Here is a 19,388-nt window from a genome sequence, read left to right as displayed (position 1 = left end):
GCGATAATCGGCCAAATCCGCACGATGCCTGCACCTGCCATGTCGCTGAACCCCGAATCCGTTGCCATTCCTGACGCCGCCCTGCGCAGTCAGCTTGATGCTTACGCTCGCCGGCACCCCGAGCACGCGGCATTGGCTGACGAATTCAGCACATTGCTGGATGATCCTGATAACCCGTTCCTGCGCGAGCGCCTGGCCGGGCACTTCACCGGCAGCGCGTGGCTGGTGAGCGCCGACGGGCAGCGCGTGCTACTGACCCACCACCGCAAACTGGACCGCTGGCTGCAGTTGGGCGGCCACGCCGATGGCGAGCGCGATCTGGCCCAGGTGGCGCTGAAGGAGGCCGAGGAGGAATCCGGGCTGACCGCGCTGGTGCTGGAGGATGGCGAGTTGTTCGACATCGACAAGCACTGGATTCCCGAACGCAAGGACGTCCCGGGACATTGGCACTACGACGCCCGCTACGTCGTGCGGGCGCTGGGCAGTGAGCAGTTCGCGATCAGCGAGGAATCGCTGGCGTTGGCCTGGCGCGAGATCCGTGACGTGGCCAACGCGGCGATCGAGACCCCCGATGGGGATGACTCCCTCCCGCGCATGGCCAAGCGCTGGCTGGCGCGGCGATAGCGCATTCGCGCTTCCGCCCCGCGCCGTTGGCGCGCCCCCCTTGACTCAAGGGGGGCTCCACACCAGATGTATGGCGCCGTGGAGCCGCACCATCAACTGATGACGCACGTTGTCAGCGAAGCTGGATCAGTACAGCACGCGGGTGCGCAACGTGCCGGGGATGGCCGCCAGTTCGTCGCGCACCGCGCCGGCCTGGGCTTCGCTGGCGGTGATGTCGATCACCACGTAGCCGACCTTGGGGTCGGTACGCAGGAACTGGCCGTCGATGTTGACGTTGTGGCGCGAGAAGATCTCGTTGACCTTGGAGAGCACGCCCGGCACGTTCTGGTGGATGTGCAGCAGGCGCAGGCTCTCGGCGTGCTCGGGCAGGGTCACTTCCGGGAAGTTGACCGCCGACAGGGTGCTGCCGTTGTCGCTGTAGCGCACCAGTTTGGCCGCCACTTCCACGCCGATGTTGTCCTGCGCTTCCAGCGTGCTGCCGCCCACGTGGGGGGTCAGGATCACGTTGTCGTGGGCGGTGAGCGGGGAGACGAACGCATCGCCGTTGCCCTTGGGCTCGACCGGGAACACGTCCAGCGCCGCACCGCCCAGGTGGCCCGAGCGCAGCGCTGCATCCAGCGCGTCGATGTCGACCACGGTGCCGCGCGCGGCGTTGATCAGGTGCGCGCCGGGGCGCATCCGGGCCAGTTCATCGGCGCCGATCATCCATTGGGTGGCGGGCGTCTCGGGCACATGCACGGTGACGATGTCCGCACGTGCAAGCAGGTCGTCCAGGCTGATCGCCGCACGGGCATTGCCCAGCGACAGCTTGGTTTCCACGTCGTGGAAGATCACCTGCATGCCCATCGCCTCGGCCATCACGCCGACCTGGGTGCCGATGTGGCCATACCCGATGATGCCCAACGTCTTGCCGCGCACCTCATGGCTGCCGGCGGCCGACTTGGACCAGCCGCCGCGATGGCATTCGGCGTTCTTCTGCGGGATGCCGCGGGTCAGCATGATCGCCTCGGCGATCACCAGCTCGGCCACGCTGCGGGTATTGGAGTAGGGCGCGTTGAACACCGGGATGCCGGCCAGTTCCGCTGCTTCCAGGTCCACCTGGTTGGTGCCGATGCAGAAGCAGCCGACCGCCATCAGGCGCTTGGCGTTGGCCAGCACGTCCGCGCTGAGCTGGGTGCGCGAGCGGATGCCCACGATATGCGCCTCGGCGATGCGCGCCTTCAGTTCATCTTCCGGCAGCGCCTTGCTGTGCAGTTCGATCTGCGAATAGCCGGCCGCGGTGAACACGTCGATCGCGGTCTGGCTGACCCCCTCGAGCAACAGTACGCGGATATCCTGCTTCGGGAACGAGGTCTTTTTCGGCGACATGGGCGGCGTGCGACGTGTGGCGGCGGGAGCCCTCAACTATGCCAGAAGCCGGCCGCGATGGTGCGGTGCGCCAATCGATGTTCAAACGGTTTCAGATGCACCTATTTGGGCGAGGCCGACGTGCCGCGAGAACAGCGCCCGCTACTGGACGCGGCCCGGAGGGGCTGGCAGGCTTGCGGGCTCCCCCGGCACCACCAGACGCCCCATGACCGATCCGCGCCTCGATTCGCTATTGCTCGCTTGCCCCGGGCTGCGCCTGAAGACCGATCCAGCCGATCTGGAGCACTACGGCCGCGATTGGACCCGGCGCTGGACCCCGGCACCGTTGGCGATCGCCTTGCCGGGCACGGTGGAGGAGGTGCAGGCGATCCTGCGCTGGGCGAGCGCCCAGGGCGTGGCCGTGGTGCCCTCCGGTGGCCGCACCGGCCTCTCCGGTGGCGCGGTGGCGGCGCACGGCGAACTGGTGCTCAGCCTGGAGCGGATGAACAAGCCGCTGGCCTTCGATGCGGTCGACCGCACGCTGACCGTCCAGGCGGGCATGGCGCTGGAGGCGGTGCACAACGCGGCGCTCGAGCATGGCCTGATCTACCCGGTGGATTTCGCCGCGCGTGGTTCGTGCTCGATCGGCGGCAACATCGCCACCAATGCCGGTGGCATCCGCGTGATCCGCTACGGCAATACCCGCGAGTGGATCGCCGGCCTGAAGGTGGTGACGATGGCCGGTGAGCTGGTCGAGCTCAACAAGGGCCTGATCAAGAATTCCAGCGGCTATGACTTCCGCCAGCTGCTGATCGGCTCGGAAGGCACGCTCGGCGTGATCGTCGAAGCCACCTTGAAGCTCACCGATCCGCCGCCGGCCAGCAATGTGATGCTGCTGGCGCTGCCCTCGTTCGAGGTGTTGATGCAGGTATTCGCCGCCTTCCGCGAGCGGCTGCAGCTGCAGGCCTTCGAATTCTTCACCGACCGGGCGCTCGAGCACGTGCTGGCGCATGGCGCGCAGGCACCGTTCGACGAGGTCCATCCGTATTACGTGGTGACCGAATTCGCGGCCGGCGACGAGGCGCAGGAAGCCGCCGCGATGGCTGCCTTCGAAGACTGCATGGAGCACGGCTGGGTCAGCGATGGCGTGGTCAGCCAGAGCGATGCCCAGGCCGCGCAGCTGTGGCGCCTGCGCGAGGGCATCACCGAAGCGGTGGCGCGCTACAAGCCCTACAAGAACGATGTCTCGGTGCGGATTTCGGCGATGCCAGCCTTCCTCGCCGAAACCCAGGCGCTGATCGGGCAGGCGTACCCGCAGTTCGAAGTGGTCTGGTTCGGCCATATCGGCGACGGCAACCTGCATATCAACGTGCTCAAGCCGGACGAGACCGCCGACGCCGAGTTCCTGACCCAGTGCGAGCACGTCACCAAGCTGCTGGCCGGTGTGCTGGCCCGCTTTGACGGCAGCATCTCGGCTGAACACGGAATCGGCCTGGTCAAGAAGGGCTATCTGGACAGCACGCGCAGCGCGCCGGAAATCGCCCTGATGAAGGCGGTCAAACGTGCGTTTGATCCCCAAGCGCTGCTGAATCCCGGCAAGGTCTTTGACCTCTGAGACAAGACAGGATTTCACGCAGCCTATACGCTCTGTGTTTTCCACCGCGAACGACACTCCGATGATGCGTCCGATCCTGCTTGTTGCCGTGCTCGCCCTGCCGTTGTCGGCGATGGCCTCCAGTTTTGCCGGCAGCTCTGCCGGCTCCGCGTCCGGTGCGTCCTCGGCCGGTTCGTCCAGCTCGGGCGATGACAAGATCGTGCTTGATGCGCGCGATGATGCTGCCGCCTTCGTGGCCAGCGACGGTGCGATCCGTGGCGCCCGTCTGGAAGCGGCGCTGCTGCACCTGCGCGAGCAGGGTGTCGCGCAGCAGCAGGCCAGTGACATGGCGCTGGCCAGGACCCTGCTGGCCCGCTGATGCAGCCCTCTGGTCAGGTCCGCCGCTGGCGCTGGGCGGTCCTGATCGCGTGGCTTGCCGCGCCCTTCGCACAGGCGGCCCTGCAGCTGGAGCTGCAGCCGCAGGGATTGAACGCAGCGCAGATCGTGGCCGCCGAGCGTGTCCTGAAGCAGGTGCACACGCGCCTGCCGCCGCCGTGGCAGGCACGTTTCCAGCACCCGGTGCAGGTGCGCTGGTCGGACTCGCTGCCCGCGCACGTGCATGGCCGGGCCCGCAACGGCACGATCACCCTGCAGCGCGCGTTGCTGGACGCCGTGCAGGACGATCAACCGCTGCCACGCCCGCTGGAAGCCGCGCTGATCCATGAATTGACCCATGTCCTGGACCGTTCGCCGCAGGGTGGCTGGTCGCGCGATGCACGTCTTCGCGATCTGGCCGGCTGGCAGCGACGCCCGTGGAAACTGGGTCGCACGGCGAACGCCTTCCGCGAGCGCAGTCCGGACGACTACGAACGCACGCGACCGGCCGAGTTCCTGGCGGTCAATGCCGAGCACCTGCTGCTCGATCCGGATTACGCCTGCCGCCGCCCGGCCGTCGCCGCGTGGTTTGCCGCGAACCTCGGGCCGAGCGACCAGGCCGTGGGATGCGACAGCCGCCTGCCGTTGATGCAGGCCGAAGAGGAGGCGGGCGCGGCGACGCTGCTCGAGCTGGATCCGGCCCGGATCTACGCGGTGGACTACCTGCTTGCCGAAGGCAATGACCAGCTGATGAGCCGCTGGGGCCACAGCATGCTGCGCCTGGTGATCTGCGCGCCGGGCCGGCCGCGTGGGCCGGCCTGCCGGATGGATCTGTCCCATCACCGCGTGCTGTCCTACCGTGCCTTCGTCGGCGATGTACAGATCTCCAGTTGGCGGGGGTTGACCGGCGCCTATCCTTCGCGCCTGTTCGTGCTGCCACTCAACCAGGTCATCAACGAATACACCCAGGTGGAACTGCGGGGGCTCTCTTCAGTGCCGTTGGCACTGGATCCGCCGGACATCGCCAGCCTGCTGGAGCGTGTCGCGCAGGTGCACTGGAGCTATGACGGGCGGTATCTGTTCGTCAGCAACAACTGCGCGGTGGAGACCGGCAAGCTGCTGCAGGAAGGCGTGCCACGGCTGGCGTCGCCGGGGTTGAACCGGCTCACGCCGCGCGGGCTGCTGACCCGCCTGGCGCGCCAGGGCGTGGCGGACGCCAGCGTGCTGGCCGATCGCGGGCAGGCGACGCGACAGGGCTACTACTTTGCCTCCGCCGAGGATCACTACCAGCAGTTGTTCGATGCGGCGCGCCAGCAGCTGCCGCTGGGCACGACATCGGTCGGCGAGTGGTTGCGGCAGCCGGCCAGCGAGCGTGCACGCTGGGTAGAGCAGGGTGATCTGCGCGCCACCGCCGCCCTGCTGTTGCTGGAACAGGCCGCCCTGCGTCGCGAAGAGCTGCGCGCACGCGACGTGTTGAAACGGCTGCTGGGCGATCCGGCCAGGGACGATGCGGCGGCGCGCGACGCGCTGCGCGCGTTGCTGGAGGACACCGGCCAGCTGATCAGCCCGGCGGCACTGGTGACGGGGGCCGGCTACGGGCTGCCTTCGGCGGACGAGCGGGTGCAGGCCAGCGAGGCGGCGGCGCGGCTCAGCGCACAGGGGGTGCCCGCCTGGCAGGCGTTGCAGCTGCAGCTCAAACACCGCCTGCCACAGGCACAGCAACGCGAACTGGCCACGATCGACCGCAATCTGGCCCGGCTGGGTGTGCGGATGCGAGAACTGGCCCGGCAGGACGGTGTTACTGCCGCGGCAGCTCGATGACGAAGCGCGCCCCGCCCAAGGTGCTGGCGCCGCAGGCGACGTGGCCGCCATGCGCATCGGCGATTGCCTTGACCACCGCCAGCCCCAGCCCGCTGCCACCCCGCTGACGCGAGCGCGAGCCGTCGCCGCGCAGGAAGGGATCGAAGATCTGCTCGCGCAGCGCCGCATCGATGCCGGGGCCTTCATCGTCGATGGCGATCTGCACATGGGTGGCGGTGTCGTGCACGGCAATGCGGACCCGGCCGGGCGTTGCATAGCGGCGCGCATTTTCCAACAGCGCCATCAGTGCCTGGCGTACCCGGGTCGGGTCGCAATGCGCGGGATGCTCCTCGCGGGAGGTCTCCAGTTCCAGCACGAAGCCGCTGCTGCGGAAACCCGGATCCACCAGGCTCATCACCGAGTGCACTTCCTGCACTACGTCATTGCGGGCACGGCGGACATCCAGGCGCGCGCTGTCGGCCAGGCTTAGCACGCGCAGGTCCTCGATCAGCCGCGACAGCCCCTCGACCTGCGCCAGCAGGCTGCGGAACTGGCCTTCGTCCGGCGCAAACACGCCTTCGGCCAGGCCCTGCAGCCGACCGCGCAGGATGGTGACCGGCGTGCGCAGTTCATGCGCGATCGCCGCGTGCCACATCACCCGGTCGGCCTCGATGTTCTGCAGCCGCCGCGCCATCGCGTTGAAGTCGTCCACCAGCAGCGCGACTTCGCCGAGCGAGCGGTCACTCACTGCCGCACGTGCGCCGAGATCGCCATCGGCCAGCCGGCCAATGCTGTCCACCACCGCGTTGAGCGGGGTCAGGATACGCTGGGACAGACGCACGGACGCGGCGACCGCCAGCGTCAACCCGATCAGGGTCACGCCGACCATCCAGACCAGTTCCGGGCCACTGGGCACCCAGCTGACCGGCTCGTCCACGCCGCCGGGATAGAAGGCCACCAGCACCGCGTACAGCAGGTAGGAGCTGAGGATCACCATCACGATGACCGCCAGCACCATCATCGACATCGACAGCACGATGTGCCGGCTCAGGCCCGAGCGGCGCATCAGTGGTCCGCCGCCAGCCGGTAGCCGACGCCGCGGACGCTGGCCGGGACATTGGCCAGGCCCACATCATCGAGTTTGCGGCGCAGCTTGCTGACGTGGCTGTCCACGGTGCGCTCCAGTGCTTCGCTTTCCGGCAGGCACTCGTGCATCAGTTCGCTGCGGCTGAAGATGCGCATCGGTGCCAGCGCCATGCAGTGCAGCAGCTTGTATTCGGTCAGGGTGAGCAGGAGCTCGTGACTGTAGCCATCGCCTTCGACATGCACCGTGTGGTGTTCCGGATCGATCACCAGGCTGCCCACGCGCAGGATCTCCGGTGCGCTCTGGCGCGGCGCATTCAAGGTCCGCCGCAGTACCGCACGCACCCGTGCGGCCACTTCCGCCGGGTTGAACGGTTTGACCACGTAGTCGTCCGCGCCCATCCGCAGGGCGGTGAGCTTGTCCAGGTCCTGGTCCAGCGCGGTCAGCATGATCACCGGCGTATCGCCGCGCTGGCGCAGGGTGTTGAGCACGGTCCAGCCGTCCATGCCCGGCATCTGCACGTCAAGCAGGACCAGGTCCGGCCGTGCGCTGCGGTGCAGGGCCAGGGCGTTCAGGCCATCCTGCGCGCGCAGCGTGCGCAGGCCCTCGCGGGCCAGGTAGGCCGCGACGATATCGGCGATCTCGGGTTCGTCCTCGACGATCAGGACCAGGGCGTTGAGCGAATGATCCCAGCGCGCGGTGGGGGCGCCGGGTGAATCGGAGGCGGGCATGCAGGGCAGGGCCGTAAGGTGCTTGAGCTCCATCGTATCTCCACACTTCCTCCATCGAAACCCCACCGAGGCCGCGCAGACTGCCGCCATCGTGATTTCGGCCGGTATCCCGGCAGCTGTGCTGCAGATGAAGAGCAAGAACAGGCATGCCGCCCCGGTGGCGGTGATCCAGGCGCTGCGCGCGCACAGCGAAGTGCCGCAGCGACGATGGCAGGTGCGCACATGAGCGCGGTGTTGCAACCGGCACACGTGGAGGCGGCCGAGGCACGGCTGTGGGATGCGCTGATCCAGTGGCAGCCGCAGCAGCTGAGCGCACTGCTGTCACCGGCACTGTTCCTGACCGACCTCGACGGCCGGCGTCGGGATGCCTCCCCGTGGCTGGCGGGCTGGAACGCGCGGCGCATCCGCATCGCCGCGATCGAGCGGCAGCAGACCGAGCAGCTGGCCTGCGGCGCGATGGTGCTGGTCACCGGCGAGCTGCGCATCCACCTCGATGGCGAGCACGGCAGGCAGCTGCATGCGATGCGCCTGCTGCGGGTCTGGGCGCGCTGCACGGGCGCGCCGGGCGTCCATCTGCTCTCGCTGTGCATGCTGCCGGCGGCGCCGCGTACGCACTGAACCGCGTGTTCAGCGATGCCTGCGAGGTCAGCATCGCTTCACCTGTTCTCACGGCGCGGCAGGTACGATCAAGTGTTGTCGACGTTATCGCAAGGAGTACCTCATGCGCGCATCTCCCTGGTTGTTGAGCCTGGCCATTACCGGCGCACTCGCCGCCTGCCAACCGGCCAGCCAGAGCAGCCCCGCCGCCAATGGCAGCGAAGCGCCGCCCCCGAGCGATGCCTCCACCACCGATGAGCGCAGCTATGCGTTCCGCTGTGGCGAGCATGAAGTGCATGCCACTTACCGCGGACAGGATTCGGCGACGGTGGTGGTCGATGACCGCACCTTCGCGATGTCCTCGCAGCCGGCGGCGTCGGGCGCGAAGTATGGCGATGGGCAGGGCAACGAATTCTGGACCAAGGGCACCACCGACGGGATCCTGATCCTGAAGGGCGAGCCGGACCGTACCTGCACCGGCACCGGCGAACAGGGCGGCGAAGCACCGCCGGCCAATGCGACCGCCAATGCGGCTGCGCAGGCCGATGCCGCAGGCGGATTCCGCGCGACCGGCAATGAGCCCGGCTGGCTGGCCCAGGTCGGGGCGGGTGCCACGCCGGCGCTGCACATCGAGATGGATTACGGCGAGCGCACGCTCGAGATTGCCAGCCCCACGCAGGGCCGTGACGGTTGGTCCGGTACCGCCGCCGATGGCACCCCGGTCAAGCTGACCTTCCAGCGCACGGTGTGCCAGGACGACATGAGCGGCCAGGCCTTCGGTGCCACGGCCATGCTCACGGTCGGCGCGCGTCAGTACCACGGCTGTGGTGATTTTGCCGGCGCGCCATCGTTGGCGGCCAAGCCCTGATCCAGCAAGCTCTGATCCCGTTGAAGGCACCGGATGCGCGCATGCGCGTCCGGTGAATCATCACATGCCGCGCGGGCAGGGGTTGGGCAGCGCCCGGCTGTCGGCATCCAGGATCAGCTCATTGCGGGTGCCCAGCAGCATCAGCTCGGTGTGCACCAGGCAGTTGTCGGCATGACGGTGCAGGAGCTGATTGAAGAGCCTGGCACGGTCGTCGCAGCTCTCGTGGATCGCGTACGCCAATTCGCGCGCACGGTCTTCGTCGTACGCTTCTTCGCCAGCGAAGTGCTGGCAGGCGCTTTCGCGCGCCAGGAAGGCCTGCACATCGCCGGGCATCGCGCAGTACATTCGGATGTCCTCGGCCACGAACACCTCCGCTGGCACGTCGCAGCGCGCCCCGCTGGCGGTATCAGCCAACGGGGCAGGTGCGCGCGGGGTATCCAATGTCTCACGCTCCACTGCCCGCGGCGAGCACGCCGCGAGCAGCAGGAACAGGACGATCAGTGCGGACCGTTTAGTCGGCACGGCCGGCGAATTCACCGGTGGTGGTGTTGACCAGCACACGTTCGCCGTTGGCGATGTACTCCGGCACCATGATTTCGATGCCGGTGCTGAGCTTGGCCGGTTTCGGGCGCTTGGTGGCGGTGCCGCCCTTGAGCTCCGGCGGCGTCTCGACCACTTCCAGCACCACGCTGGTCGGCAACTGCACGCCCACCGGGGTTTCGTCGATCACCTGCACGTAGATGCCGGTCAGGCCATCGGTGATGTAGCCGGCGTCATCGCCGAGCACATCCGCATCGACCATGTACGGGGTGTAGTCCTCGTCATCCAGGAAGACGAAGGCGTCGCCATCCATGTACGAGTAGGTCGCCTGGCGGCGCAGCAGCTCGACTTCCGGCAGGTTGTCGTCGGCATCGAAGCTGGAATCGAGCTTGTTGCCGCCCGGCACGCTGTACATGATGAAACGGAAACGGACATTGCCGCCGCGGCCCTGCGGGGAGCTGCGTTCGATGTCGCGGATCTGGTAGACGCCGTTGTTGAATTCGACGACGTTGCCTTTCTTGATGTCGCTGGCTTTCATGGGAATGAAGGTCGGTTCGTGGAGGTGGCGGGTGCCGGAACCGGGCACCCAGCGGGTTGCGTGCTCGCTTACTTCGGCGCCAGACGCACGGCGCCGTCAAGGCGGATGGTCTCGCCGTTGAGATAGGTGTTGCCCAGGATATAGGCGACCAGGCCGGCGAAATCTTCCGGCTTGCCCAGGCGCGGTGGGAACGGGATGGAGGCGGCCAGCGATTCCTGCACGGCCGGCGGCATGCCATCGACCATCGGGGTCCAGAAGATGCCCGGGGCGATGGTCATCACGCGGATGCCGAACCGCGACAGTTCGCGGGCCATGGGCAGGGTCATGCTGACCACGCCGCCCTTGGAGGCGGCATAGGCGGCCTGGCCGATCTGGCCTTCATAGGCCGCCACGCTGGCGGTGTTGATGATCACGCCGCGCTCGCCATCCTCGCCCGGGGTGTTGTGCTGCATGCGGTTGGCGGCGGCCTTGGCGACGTTGAAGCTGCCGACCAGGTTGACCATCACCGTGCCCTGGAAGTTGGCCAGCGGCATCGGCGCTTCCTTGCCAAGCACGCGGCCCGCGCCCAGGATGCCGGCGCAGTTGATCGCGGTGTTCAGCCCGCCCAGGAAGTCGCAGGCGGCATCGATCTGCGCGGCCACGGCGGCTTCGTCGCTGACATTGGTGCTGTAGTAGCGCGCGTTGGACTCGCCAAGCGCGGCCACGGCGGCCGCGCCCTTGTCGTCATTGAGATCGAACAGGGCCACCTTGGCGCCGTGGGCGACCAGGTGCTGGGCCACGGACAGGCCAAGGCCGGAAACACCGCCGGTGATGACGGCGCGGACAGAAGACAGCTGCATTGCACGATCCCGCTGGTTCAAGAACCGCCGATTCTAGCGGAAGCGGCCGCCATCACCGTTGTGCACTGCCCACGGCGACCTTGGCACGCAGCGCCAGCCGCCGGGCGAACTCGTCCGCCGCCAGCCCCGGCGCGAACAGGAAGCCCTGGCCGACCGAGACCCCCAGCGTGGTCAGGAACTGGCGCTGGGCCTCCGATTCGATGCCCTCGGCGACCAGCCCGAGGCCCAGGCTGCGCGCGATGCCGCAGACGGCCTCGCAGACCGCCACGTCCGAACGGTTGGTCGGCACGCCCTCCACGAACAGCTGGCTCAGCTTGAGGCCATGGATCGGCAGCCGGCGCAGATAGTTCAGCGCGCTGTAGCCTTCGCCGAAGTCGTCGATGGTCAACAGCACACCCATCTCGCGCAGCTGCGCGAAGGTACGCAGGGTATCCGGGGCATCTTCGATCAAGACCCGCTCGGTGAACTCCAGCTCCAGTGCGCTGCCGGGCAGGTGGAATTCGTCCAGTACGGCGCGCACGTTCCGGGCGAGATCCTCGCCAACGAACTGCCGGTAGGACACATTGACCGCCACCCGCACGATGCCCAGCCCGTCGTCCTGCCACTGGCGCACCTGTCGGCAGGCCTCGCGCAGCACCCACAGGCCGATCCGGACGATGTCGCCGGTACTCTCGGCATGGCCGATGAAGATGTCCGGGCGCAGTTCGCCCAGCTGCGTGTTGCGCCAACGAATCAGCGCCTCGGCGGCGATCAGCTGGCCGCTGTGCAGGTTGACCTGCGGCTGATAGACCAGGTGGAACTCGTCGTCGTCCAGCGCCCGGTGCAGCCGGCTCTCGATCTGCAGCCGATCATGCTGGCGCTGGGCCAGCGCGGGCGAGAACACCTGCCAGCCATTGCGGGTGCGCCGCTTGCAGTCGTACATGGCGATGTCCGCGTTCTGGATCAGCTGTTGCGGGCGCAGCCCATCCTGCGGCGCACGCGCGATGCCGATGCTGGTGGTCACCGGGAATTCGTCGGCACCGAAGCGGAACGGGGTGCTGAACGCACGGGTGATCGCATCGGCCAGCCGCTCGGGCTGATCGGCCTGGTCGCGGGTATCGCAGACCACCAGGAACTCATCGCCGCCGAACCGGGCCAGCAGCCCCTCGGTACCGATCGCAGTGGCGATGCGGCGGGTGGCATCGATCAGCAGCTCATCGCCGGCGTTGTGGCCGAGCAGGTCGTTGACGATCTTGAAGCGGTCCAGATCGATGTACAGCACGGCCACCCGGCAATGGGTGGGGTTGGCCATGCGTGTGGCCAGGTCATTGAGCACCGCATCGCGGTTCATGATGCCGGTGAGCGGATCGGTGCGCGCCTGGATGCGCAGCGTCTCTTCGGCCTGCTTGCGCGCGGTGATGTCCTGCACGGTGCCAGCGATGCGGGCGGCATCGACATCACCGGCCTCGGCTTCGCCGATCATGCGCACCCAGAACGAGTGGCCGTCGCTGCGCTGGCCCTGCAGCTCCAGTTCGAAGGACACCTGCCGGTCGATCACCTCCAGCAGCGCCTGCTGCAGCAGCGCGCGATCATCCAGGCGCAGGCACTCCAGCAGCTCGGCCATGTCGTGCATCGGCAGGTTCTGGCCAAGGATGCGGGTCGCTTCGTCGGTGAGGTACAGGCGCTGCAGGCCGCGGTCCCACTCCCAGCCGCCGATGTGCGCCAGCGACTGCGCGCGGTCGAACAGGGTGTTGTTGCGCTTGAGCTCGGTGATGTCGCTGAACAGCCCGAACACGTGGTCCGGCGCATCGCGCCCGTTGCCGTACACCGGCACGTTGGTGGTGGAGATCCAGATCATCCGGCCGCGCGGGCGGTGGTAAAGGCCGACGATGGTGCTGCGCACGATGCGCCCGGTCTGCAGCGAGACACTGGCGGGCCATTGGTCGCGGGTGAGCGGGTGGCCGTGCTCGTCCACGCTGATCCAGTCCTCCGGCGCCAGCATCGCCTGCAGGCTGCCGCCATTGCCGGCGGTGCCCAGAATGCGGTGCGCGGCCGGGTTGGCCGAGACCACCCGCAACTGGCGGTCAAACAGGATCACGCCCTTGTCGATGGATTCCATCAGCAGCCGGTAACGCGATTCGGCCTGCCAGCGGCTGCTCAGGTCGCGCGCCACCGCCACGATGCAGTGCTCGCCCTGGTGCTCGAAGCCGGCCGAATGCACCTCCACCGGGAAGCGGCTGCCATCGCCGCGCATGTTGGTGACTTCGATGACGTAGGTCTCGCCCCGATGCAGGGCTTCCCAGACCGGGTCCAGGTGGTCGCCGGGCAGGTCCGGGTTCAACAGTTCGATCGGCTGGCCGACGATCTCCTCGCGGGGGCGCCCATAGGCACGCACGCCCGCCTTGTTGAGGTCCAGTACCACGCCGCGTTCGCTGAGGATGCTGACCGGGTCGGGGACGGCATCGAACAAGGCGGCATAGCGACGCAGGGCCAGCTGCCGCTCGTCCATCGCTTCCTGCAGGGCCTGCTGGACCTCCTCCAGCAGGCCGCGCAGGTCGCCCGGCGAGTGGGCCAGGGCGCGTTCCAGGGCAGCCAGCGCGTGGACGTGGGGGGTGAGGTGATCACCCACCGCAGCGTCCTTGCGCGGGCCGCCACTTTTCATGTCGCCGCCAGCGCCCTGCCGGTCTTGCTGCCGGTCTCGCGCCCCAGCCGTGCGGCCAGCCAGCGCCCGGTGGCGGCCAGCGCCGGCAGATCGATGCCGGTGCGCATGCCGATGCCATGCAGCATGTAGACCACGTCTTCGCTGGCGACGTTGCCGCTGGCGCCCTTGGCATACGGGCAGCCACCCGCACCGGACACCGCCGAATCGACCACGCGCACGCCTTCTTCCAGGCAGGCATCGATGTTGGCCAGCGCCTGGCCATAGGTGTCATGGAAGTGCACGGCCAGCGCGGCCATCGGCAGTTCGCTGGCGACCGCGTTGAGCATCGCGCGTGCCTTGCGCGGCGTGCCGACGCCGATGGTGTCGCCGAGCGAGATTTCGTAACAGCCCATGTCATGCAGCGCGCGCGCGACACGGACCACCTCGCTCACCGCGACCTCGCCCTGGTAGGGGCAGCCGAGCACGGTGGACACATAGCCACGCACCTTGACCCCGTCGGCTTTGGCCCGCGCCAGGATGGGCGCGAAGCGCGCCAGCGACTCGTCGATGCCGGCATTGGTGTTGGTGCGGTTGAAGGTTTCCGAGGCGGCAGTGAACACCGCCACCTCCTGCACGCCCACCGCGCGTGCGCGGTCGTAACCCTGTTCGTTGGGCACCAGCACCGGGTAGTCGATGCCCGGGCGGCGCTCGATGCCGGTGTAGACCTCGGCGGCGTCGGCCAGTTGCGGCACCCAGCGCGGGCTGACGAAGCTGGTCGCCTCGATGGTGCGCAGGCCGGTCAGCGAAAGCTGGCGGATCAGTTCGATCTTGTCGGCGGTGGCCACCGGCTGGGCTTCGTTCTGCAGCCCGTCACGCGGGCCGACCTCGACGATGCGGACGAAGTCATCCATGTGCCAGCCCTCCGCGAACGGAGCGACGGACGACCAGCAGGGGGCGGGGCGGGGTAGAGATCACGGAGATTCCTGTCAGACGAAAGGCGGCCCACGTTCCCCGGCGGGCCACGAAAGGGGGATACGCGGGATGGGCGACAAAGCGGCCATCCCGCCGGCGATGGGCGGTCAGCCCGGGAGGTGGCAGACCGCTTCGATGTTGTTGCCATCCGGGTCGAGCACGAACGCCCCGTAATAGTGGGGGTGGTAATGCTCGCGGATGCCCGGGGCGCCGTTGTCCGTGCCGCCGGCTGCCAGTGCGGCGCGGTGGAAAGCGTCCACATCGGCCCGGCTGCCCGCGCTGAAGGCGACGTGCACGCCGCCATGGGCGCCCGGGGCGTTGCCGATCCAGAAGTCCGGCTTGCCGCTGCGGCCAAAGCCGGCATGGTCATGGTCGCCGGTCTGCGCGGCCGAGACCTGCATCACCACCGAGATGCCCAGCGGGGCCAGGGCCTGCTGGAAGAACGACAGGCTGCGCGCGAAATCGCCGCAGCGGATGCCAACGTGGTCGAGCATGGTACGTCTCCTCAGTCCTGGGTGACCCAGTGCGGGGCACGCTTGTCCAGGAAGGCGCCGAGGCCTTCCTGACCTTCGGCCGAGACCCGCAGGCGGGCGATCAGGGCGGCGTTGTCGCGGTCGGTGGCGTCGCGGTCGCGGCCCAGTGCGACCCGTCGGACCAGCGCCTTGGCAGACGAAGCGGCCACCGGACCGGCTTTGTCGAGCAGGCCGAGCTGGCGCTGGACGGCCTCGTCGATCCGTTCAGGCTCGATCAGCTGGTGGACCAGGCCGATGCGCAGGGCGGTCTCGGCGTCGAAATGCTCGCCGGTGGCGAACCAGCGCCGCGACTGGCGTGGGCCGATCGCGTCGATGACATAGGGCGAGATCACGGCGGGCAGCAGGCCCAGGCGGCTCTCGGTCAGGCCGAAGCGGGCGCTGGTGCTGGCGATGGCGATATCGCAGCAGGCCACCAGGCCGACCCCGCCACCGAAGGCGGCGCCCTGGACACGGGCGATGGTCGGCTTGGGCAGCTCATCCAGGGTCCGCATCAGGCGGGCCAGGGCGAGGGAGTCCTGGCGGTTGTCCTCCTCGCTGGCGGCGGCCATGCCACGCATCCACTGCATGTCCGCGCCCGCCGAGAACGAGGCGCCTTCGCCGGCCAGCACCACCGCCCGGACGTGGTCGTCGCGGCCGGCGGCCTCCAGGGCGGCCGTCAGCTGGGCGATCAACGAGGCGTCGAAAGCGTTGTGCAGGGCCGGGCGGTTCAGCCACAGGGTCAGCACCGAGGCGCTGCGTTCAATCCGTAGTGCATCACTCATGGGTCGGCTTGCTCCAGTACATGTACAGATCATAGCGGGCCATCGGTCACGGGCAATGGCGCGGCGCGTCGATGGTAGAATTGATAACCATTCCTATCATCGAGAAGGCGCTCCGTGACGTTGTCCGATCTGGCGCTGTACAGCTCCGCCGTGGTGGAGTCCGTGCAGGAAACACACGCAAACGATGCGATCGCCCGCCGACTGAAGGAGCTTGGCTTCGTCAAAGGGGAAGAGGTGCGTCTGGTCGCCCGTGGTCCCGTCGGTGCCGAGCCGCTGCTGGTGCAGGTAGGGTTCACGCGCTTCGCGCTGCGCCGCAGTGAAGCCGCCCGCATCGTGGTGACCGCGCTGCAGGCCCAGCAGGCCCGCGCATGAGCACCGCCAGCAACGCCCTGCGCATCGCCCTGGTCGGCAACCCGAACAGCGGCAAGACCGCGCTGTTCAACCAGCTCACCGGCAGCCGCCAGAAAGTGGCCAACTACACCGGCGTCACCGTTGAGCGCAAGGAAGGCCGCCTGCGTGCGCCGTCCGGCCGCGAGTTCGCCGTGCTCGATCTGCCGGGCGCCTACAGCCTGCAGCCGGCCAGCCTGGACGAAGCCATCACCCGTGACCTGTGCCGGGGCTTCTACCCGGGCGAGGCCGCGCCGGACGTGCTGCTGTGCGTGATCGATGCGACCAACCTGCGCCTGCACCTGCGCTTCGCGCTGGAGCTGCGTGAGCTGGGCAAGCCGATGATCGTGGCGCTGAACATGGTCGATGCGGCGCAGCGCCGCGGCATCAAGATCGACGTGCAGGCGCTGGAGCAGGCCCTGGGCGTGCCCGTGGTGGAGACCGTGGCGGTGCGCCGCAACGGCGCGGCCCAGCTGGTCGAGCGCCTGGATGCGATGGTGCCGCACCTGCAGGCCCCGGTGGTGGTGCCTGCCGCCGAGGCCGATTACCACGCCCAGGTGCGCGACATCCTGGCCGCTTCGGTGAGCATGCCGACACGTACGGCGAAGATCGACGACGCGCTGGATCGCTGGCTGCTGCATCCGGTGTTCGGTCTGCTGACCCTTGCCGTGGTGATGTTCCTGATCTTCCAGGCGGTGTATGCCTGGGCGACGCCGGTCATGGACCTGATCGAGGCCGGTACGGCGGCACTGGGCGGCTGGATCGGTGGCGCGCTGCCGGAAGGCCCGCTCAACAGCCTGCTTACCGACGGCATCATTGCCGGCGTGGGGGGCGTGATCGTGTTCCTGCCGCAGATCCTGATCCTGTTCGCCTTCATCCTGGCGTTGGAAGAATCCGGTTACCTGCCGCGCGCGGCTTTCCTGCTGGATCGCATGATGGCCGCGGCCGGTCTGTCCGGGCGCTCGTTCATACCGTTGCTGTCCAGCTTCGCCTGCGCGGTGCCGGGCATCATGTCCACCCGCAGCATCCAGGACCCGCGCGACCGGCTCGCCACGATCCTGGTGGCCCCGCTGATGACCTGTTCGGCGCGCCTGCCGGTGTATGCGCTGCTGATCGGCGCCTTCATCCCGCAGAAGCAGATCTGGGGCGTCTTCAACCAGCAGGGCCTGGTCCTGTTCGGCCTGTACGCGGCCGGCATCCTCAGCGCGCTGCTGATGTCCTGGACGATGAAGAAGTGGCGCCGCGACAAGAGCGAGCATCCGTTGATGCTGGAACTGCCGTCCTACCGCATCCCGCACCCGCGCGATCTGGCGGTCGGGCTGTACGAGCGCGGCATGATCTTCCTCAAGCGTGTGGGCGGCATCATCCTGGCGCTGACCATCCTGCTGTGGGTACTGCTGTCGTTCCCGGGGGCGCCGGAGAACGCGACCATGCCGGCGATCGACTACAGCTTCGCCGGTCAGATCGGCCATGCCATGGCGGTGTTTTTCGCGCCGCTGGGCTTCAACTGGCAGATCTGCATCGCATTGATCCCGGGCCTGGCCGCGCGTGAAGTGGCGGTGGCCTCGCTGGCCACGGTGTACGCGCTGTCCGCCGCCGATGACGATGCCGCCAGCCAGGCGCTGACCCCGCTGATCAGCGACGGCTGGTCGCTGGCCACCGCGCTGTCGCTGCTGGTCTGGTACATCTACGCCCCGATGTGCATCTCCACGCTGGCCACGATCAAGCGTGAGACCAACTCGTGGAAGCAGATGGGCTTTGCCACGTTCTACCTGTTCGCGGCCGCCTACATCGCCTCGCTGATCACCTATCAGGTGACCGTGGCATTGGGCGGCGGCTGATGGAGACCGGTCTGCTGCTGCAGTACATCGTGATCGCGCTGGCCGTGCTTTTCAGCGCGTGGGTGGTGATGAAGAAGCAGTTCCCGGGTACCGTGCGCAAGGCACGCGGGGCGATCGCGCTGGGGCTGGTCAAACCGCAGCGCGCCGCCTGGTTGCAGGCGCTGGGGCGCAGGATCGCGCCACCTGCCACGGGTGGCGGTGGTGCGTGTGGCGGCTGCGACAGTTGTGGGCCGACGCCGCCGAAGCAGCACTGAGGGGCGGGATCCACGCCTTGCGTGGATTCCCCTGCAGGAACACAGTCAGCGGCCCTGGTTGCCCAGTCGCTCCACCTGCCGCAACCAGGCCTCACGCTGCGCCAGCGTGGTGCTGCGCACCGGGCCAAATCCGCTGATCCTGACCGGCTTGATCCCGCAGAATTCCAGGATCGTGCGGCGGATCTGCTGATATCCGGGCATGCGGTACACCCAGCGGTAGTACCAGGGCGGGGTGTCCAGGGTAGTGATCACCCGCGCGCTGCGCCCACTGAGCAACCGGTCCCACCACACCGAATCCTTGCGATAGCGGAACGCGACGCCAGGCAGGAAGGCACGGTCAAAGAAGCCCTTCAACAGTGCCGGCATGCCGCCCCACCAGGTCGGGTAGACCAGCACCAGGTGGTTGCACTGGGCAATGGCGGCCATGATCTCCTGCAGGTCCGGCTCCAGCGGCTGGATCTGCCGGTAGCCATGGCGCAGGACAGGATCGAAATCGGCCTCGCCCAGGGCGAACAGGTGGACGCAGTGCCCGGCCGCCTGCGCGGCGTCCCGGTAGCGCTCGGCCATTGTGCCGCACAGGCTGTCACGGTCGGGGTGGCCAAGCAGGATGACGATGGAGCGGGACATGGGCGAACTCGCAGGAGGGGAGCGCAAGCCTGCGGTCTGCCCCATGGGGCAGAGTCAAGCGGCCCGGCAGTCGCCAGCGGCCATGCAGCTTTCCAGTGCGCCGGTATCCCCGTGGACGACGAGTTCGGCCACCTCATCGCGTAGAACGGTGAGTGCCTGGTCAAGCTGGTGGAGGCGCTCCATGTCTGCGCGTACCGCCAGTTGGCGCGTGACCAGCAGTGTCTGTACGCGTGGCCAATCGATGCCGCCATCGGCACGACGCAGGCAGGCCACGTCGGCAAGGCGGAACCCCAGCGTCAGCGCCTGGCGGATCAGCTGGACCAGGTGGAGATCCTGTTCGCTGTAGTCGCGGTAGCGATTGACCCGCGGGATCGGCGCCAGCAGGCCCCGTGCTTCATACAGGCGGATGGCCTTCTGGCTCGCGCCGCTGCGTCGGGCGATGTCGGAGATGCGCAT

22 protein-coding genes are annotated in these 19,388 nt (G+C 68.1%); 10 read left to right on the top strand and 12 right to left on the bottom strand.

Features of this window, described 5'->3' with window-relative positions; translation table 11 throughout:
* The first annotated feature begins 39 nt into the window (after nucleotides 1-39).
* Complete coding sequence (locus tag ABE472_RS01125; protein ID WP_346465100.1) at nucleotides 40-624, top strand: NUDIX hydrolase; 585 nt, start codon at nucleotides 40-42, stop codon at nucleotides 622-624.
* 126 nt (nucleotides 625-750) lie between these two features.
* Here ABE472_RS01125 and serA read toward each other — a convergent pair whose 3' ends face one another.
* The gene (gene serA / locus ABE472_RS01120) at nucleotides 751-1,992 is read right to left on the bottom strand and encodes a phosphoglycerate dehydrogenase (protein WP_313212845.1); all 1,242 of its coding nucleotides are present in this window, start codon (nucleotides 1,990-1,992) and stop codon (nucleotides 751-753) included.
* 205 nt (nucleotides 1,993-2,197) lie between these two features.
* Between serA and ABE472_RS01115 the strand changes: the two genes are divergently transcribed.
* The 3 genes from ABE472_RS01115 (at nucleotide 2,198) to ABE472_RS01105 (ending at nucleotide 5,761) form a co-directional block, all read left to right on the top strand.
* Nucleotides 2,198-3,586, top strand: a complete 1,389-nt coding sequence (locus ABE472_RS01115; RefSeq protein WP_313218197.1) for an FAD-binding oxidoreductase — start codon at nucleotides 2,198-2,200, stop codon at nucleotides 3,584-3,586.
* A gap of 61 nt (nucleotides 3,587-3,647) precedes the next feature.
* Nucleotides 3,648-3,944 carry a DUF2388 domain-containing protein gene (locus ABE472_RS01110; RefSeq protein WP_272713931.1) on the top strand — a complete coding sequence of 99 codons (297 nt, stop codon included), beginning with the start codon at nucleotides 3,648-3,650 and terminating at the stop codon, nucleotides 3,942-3,944.
* Entirely contained in the window at nucleotides 3,944-5,761 is a 1,818-nt protein-coding gene (locus ABE472_RS01105; protein ID WP_346465098.1) for a DUF4105 domain-containing protein, read from the top strand. Before ABE472_RS01110 ends, ABE472_RS01105 begins: the two co-directional genes overlap by 1 nt.
* Here the strand turns inward: ABE472_RS01105 and ABE472_RS01100 are convergent.
* Together ABE472_RS01100 and ABE472_RS01095 are read right to left on the bottom strand one after the other, a co-directional pair.
* Nucleotides 5,739-6,806, bottom strand: a complete 1,068-nt coding sequence (locus ABE472_RS01100; RefSeq protein ID WP_313212837.1) for an ATP-binding protein — start codon at nucleotides 6,804-6,806, stop codon at nucleotides 5,739-5,741. The two genes, ABE472_RS01105 and ABE472_RS01100, sit on opposite strands and share 23 nt — an antisense overlap.
* Entirely contained in the window at nucleotides 6,806-7,555 is a 750-nt protein-coding gene (locus ABE472_RS01095; RefSeq protein WP_313212835.1) for a response regulator, read from the bottom strand. Before ABE472_RS01095 ends, ABE472_RS01100 begins: the two co-directional genes overlap by 1 nt.
* A 22-nt stretch (nucleotides 7,556-7,577) precedes the next feature.
* Between ABE472_RS01095 and ABE472_RS01090 the strand changes: the two genes are divergently transcribed.
* The 3 genes from ABE472_RS01090 (at nucleotide 7,578) to ABE472_RS01080 (ending at nucleotide 9,020) form a co-directional block, all read left to right on the top strand.
* Nucleotides 7,578-7,781, top strand: coding sequence for a hypothetical protein (locus ABE472_RS01090; protein ID WP_346465096.1), 204 nt, complete (start codon nucleotides 7,578-7,580; stop codon nucleotides 7,779-7,781).
* On the top strand, nucleotides 7,778-8,173 hold the full coding sequence (locus ABE472_RS01085) for a nuclear transport factor 2 family protein (protein ID WP_346465094.1): 396 nt from the start codon (nucleotides 7,778-7,780) through the stop codon (nucleotides 8,171-8,173). Before ABE472_RS01090 ends, ABE472_RS01085 begins: the two co-directional genes overlap by 4 nt.
* A gap of 103 nt (nucleotides 8,174-8,276) precedes the next feature.
* Complete coding sequence (locus tag ABE472_RS01080; protein ID WP_346465093.1) at nucleotides 8,277-9,020, top strand: MliC family protein; 744 nt, start codon at nucleotides 8,277-8,279, stop codon at nucleotides 9,018-9,020.
* Nucleotides 9,021-9,080: 60 nt separating this feature from the next.
* Here the strand turns inward: ABE472_RS01080 and ABE472_RS01075 are convergent, their stop codons facing one another.
* The 7 genes from ABE472_RS01075 to ABE472_RS01045 form a co-directional block, all read right to left on the bottom strand.
* On the bottom strand, nucleotides 9,081-9,542 hold the full coding sequence (locus ABE472_RS01075) for a hypothetical protein (RefSeq protein ID WP_346465091.1): 462 nt from the start codon (nucleotides 9,540-9,542) through the stop codon (nucleotides 9,081-9,083).
* Entirely contained in the window at nucleotides 9,532-10,098 is a 567-nt protein-coding gene (gene yeiP, locus ABE472_RS01070; RefSeq protein WP_121036675.1) for an elongation factor P-like protein YeiP, read from the bottom strand. The genes ABE472_RS01075 and yeiP overlap by 11 nt, the downstream gene beginning before the upstream one ends.
* Before the next feature lie 68 nt (nucleotides 10,099-10,166).
* Nucleotides 10,167-10,937, bottom strand: a complete 771-nt coding sequence (locus ABE472_RS01065) for an SDR family NAD(P)-dependent oxidoreductase (protein WP_102788428.1) — start codon at nucleotides 10,935-10,937, stop codon at nucleotides 10,167-10,169.
* Between the two features lie 52 nt (nucleotides 10,938-10,989).
* Nucleotides 10,990-13,578, bottom strand: coding sequence for an EAL domain-containing protein (locus ABE472_RS01060; protein WP_313218208.1), 2,589 nt, complete (start codon nucleotides 13,576-13,578; stop codon nucleotides 10,990-10,992).
* Nucleotides 13,575-14,468, bottom strand: a complete 894-nt coding sequence (locus tag ABE472_RS01055; RefSeq protein ID WP_313212825.1) for a hydroxymethylglutaryl-CoA lyase — start codon at nucleotides 14,466-14,468, stop codon at nucleotides 13,575-13,577. The genes ABE472_RS01060 and ABE472_RS01055 overlap by 4 nt, the downstream gene beginning before the upstream one ends.
* A gap of 168 nt (nucleotides 14,469-14,636) precedes the next feature.
* Entirely contained in the window at nucleotides 14,637-15,023 is a 387-nt protein-coding gene (locus tag ABE472_RS01050) for a VOC family protein (RefSeq protein WP_313212724.1), read from the bottom strand.
* Between the two features lie 11 nt (nucleotides 15,024-15,034).
* Nucleotides 15,035-15,823 carry an enoyl-CoA hydratase-related protein gene (locus ABE472_RS01045; protein ID WP_313218210.1) on the bottom strand — a complete coding sequence of 263 codons (789 nt, stop codon included), beginning with the start codon at nucleotides 15,821-15,823 and terminating at the stop codon, nucleotides 15,035-15,037.
* 114 nt (nucleotides 15,824-15,937) lie between these two features.
* Between ABE472_RS01045 and ABE472_RS01040 the strand changes: the two genes are divergently transcribed.
* The 3 genes from ABE472_RS01040 to ABE472_RS01030 are packed head-to-tail and all read left to right on the top strand — an operon-like array spanning nucleotide 15,938 to nucleotide 18,305.
* Nucleotides 15,938-16,195: a FeoA family protein gene (locus ABE472_RS01040; protein WP_313212722.1), complete on the top strand. Its 258-nt coding sequence runs from the start codon at nucleotides 15,938-15,940 to the stop codon at nucleotides 16,193-16,195.
* The gene (locus ABE472_RS01035) at nucleotides 16,192-18,051 is read left to right on the top strand and encodes a ferrous iron transporter B (RefSeq protein WP_313212721.1); all 1,860 of its coding nucleotides are present in this window, start codon (nucleotides 16,192-16,194) and stop codon (nucleotides 18,049-18,051) included. Before ABE472_RS01040 ends, ABE472_RS01035 begins: the two co-directional genes overlap by 4 nt.
* The gene (locus ABE472_RS01030; protein WP_346465089.1) at nucleotides 18,051-18,305 is read left to right on the top strand and encodes a DUF6587 family protein; all 255 of its coding nucleotides are present in this window, start codon (nucleotides 18,051-18,053) and stop codon (nucleotides 18,303-18,305) included. The genes ABE472_RS01035 and ABE472_RS01030 overlap by 1 nt, the downstream gene beginning before the upstream one ends.
* Before the next feature lie 45 nt (nucleotides 18,306-18,350).
* Here ABE472_RS01030 and ABE472_RS01025 read toward each other — a convergent pair whose 3' ends face one another.
* A complete protein-coding gene (locus ABE472_RS01025) occupies nucleotides 18,351-18,932 on the bottom strand; it encodes an NAD(P)H-dependent oxidoreductase (protein WP_313212719.1) in 582 nt (193 codons plus the stop codon).
* Nucleotides 18,933-18,986: 54 nt separating this feature from the next.
* Entirely contained in the window at nucleotides 18,987-19,388 is a 402-nt protein-coding gene (locus tag ABE472_RS01020) for a MerR family transcriptional regulator (protein WP_313212718.1), read from the bottom strand.

It is taken from the genome of Stenotrophomonas sp. TWI809 (genome assembly GCF_039673205.1).
Taxonomy (GTDB): domain Bacteria; phylum Pseudomonadota; class Gammaproteobacteria; order Xanthomonadales; family Xanthomonadaceae; genus Stenotrophomonas.
This window is presented reverse-complemented; position numbering and strand designations above follow the sequence as displayed.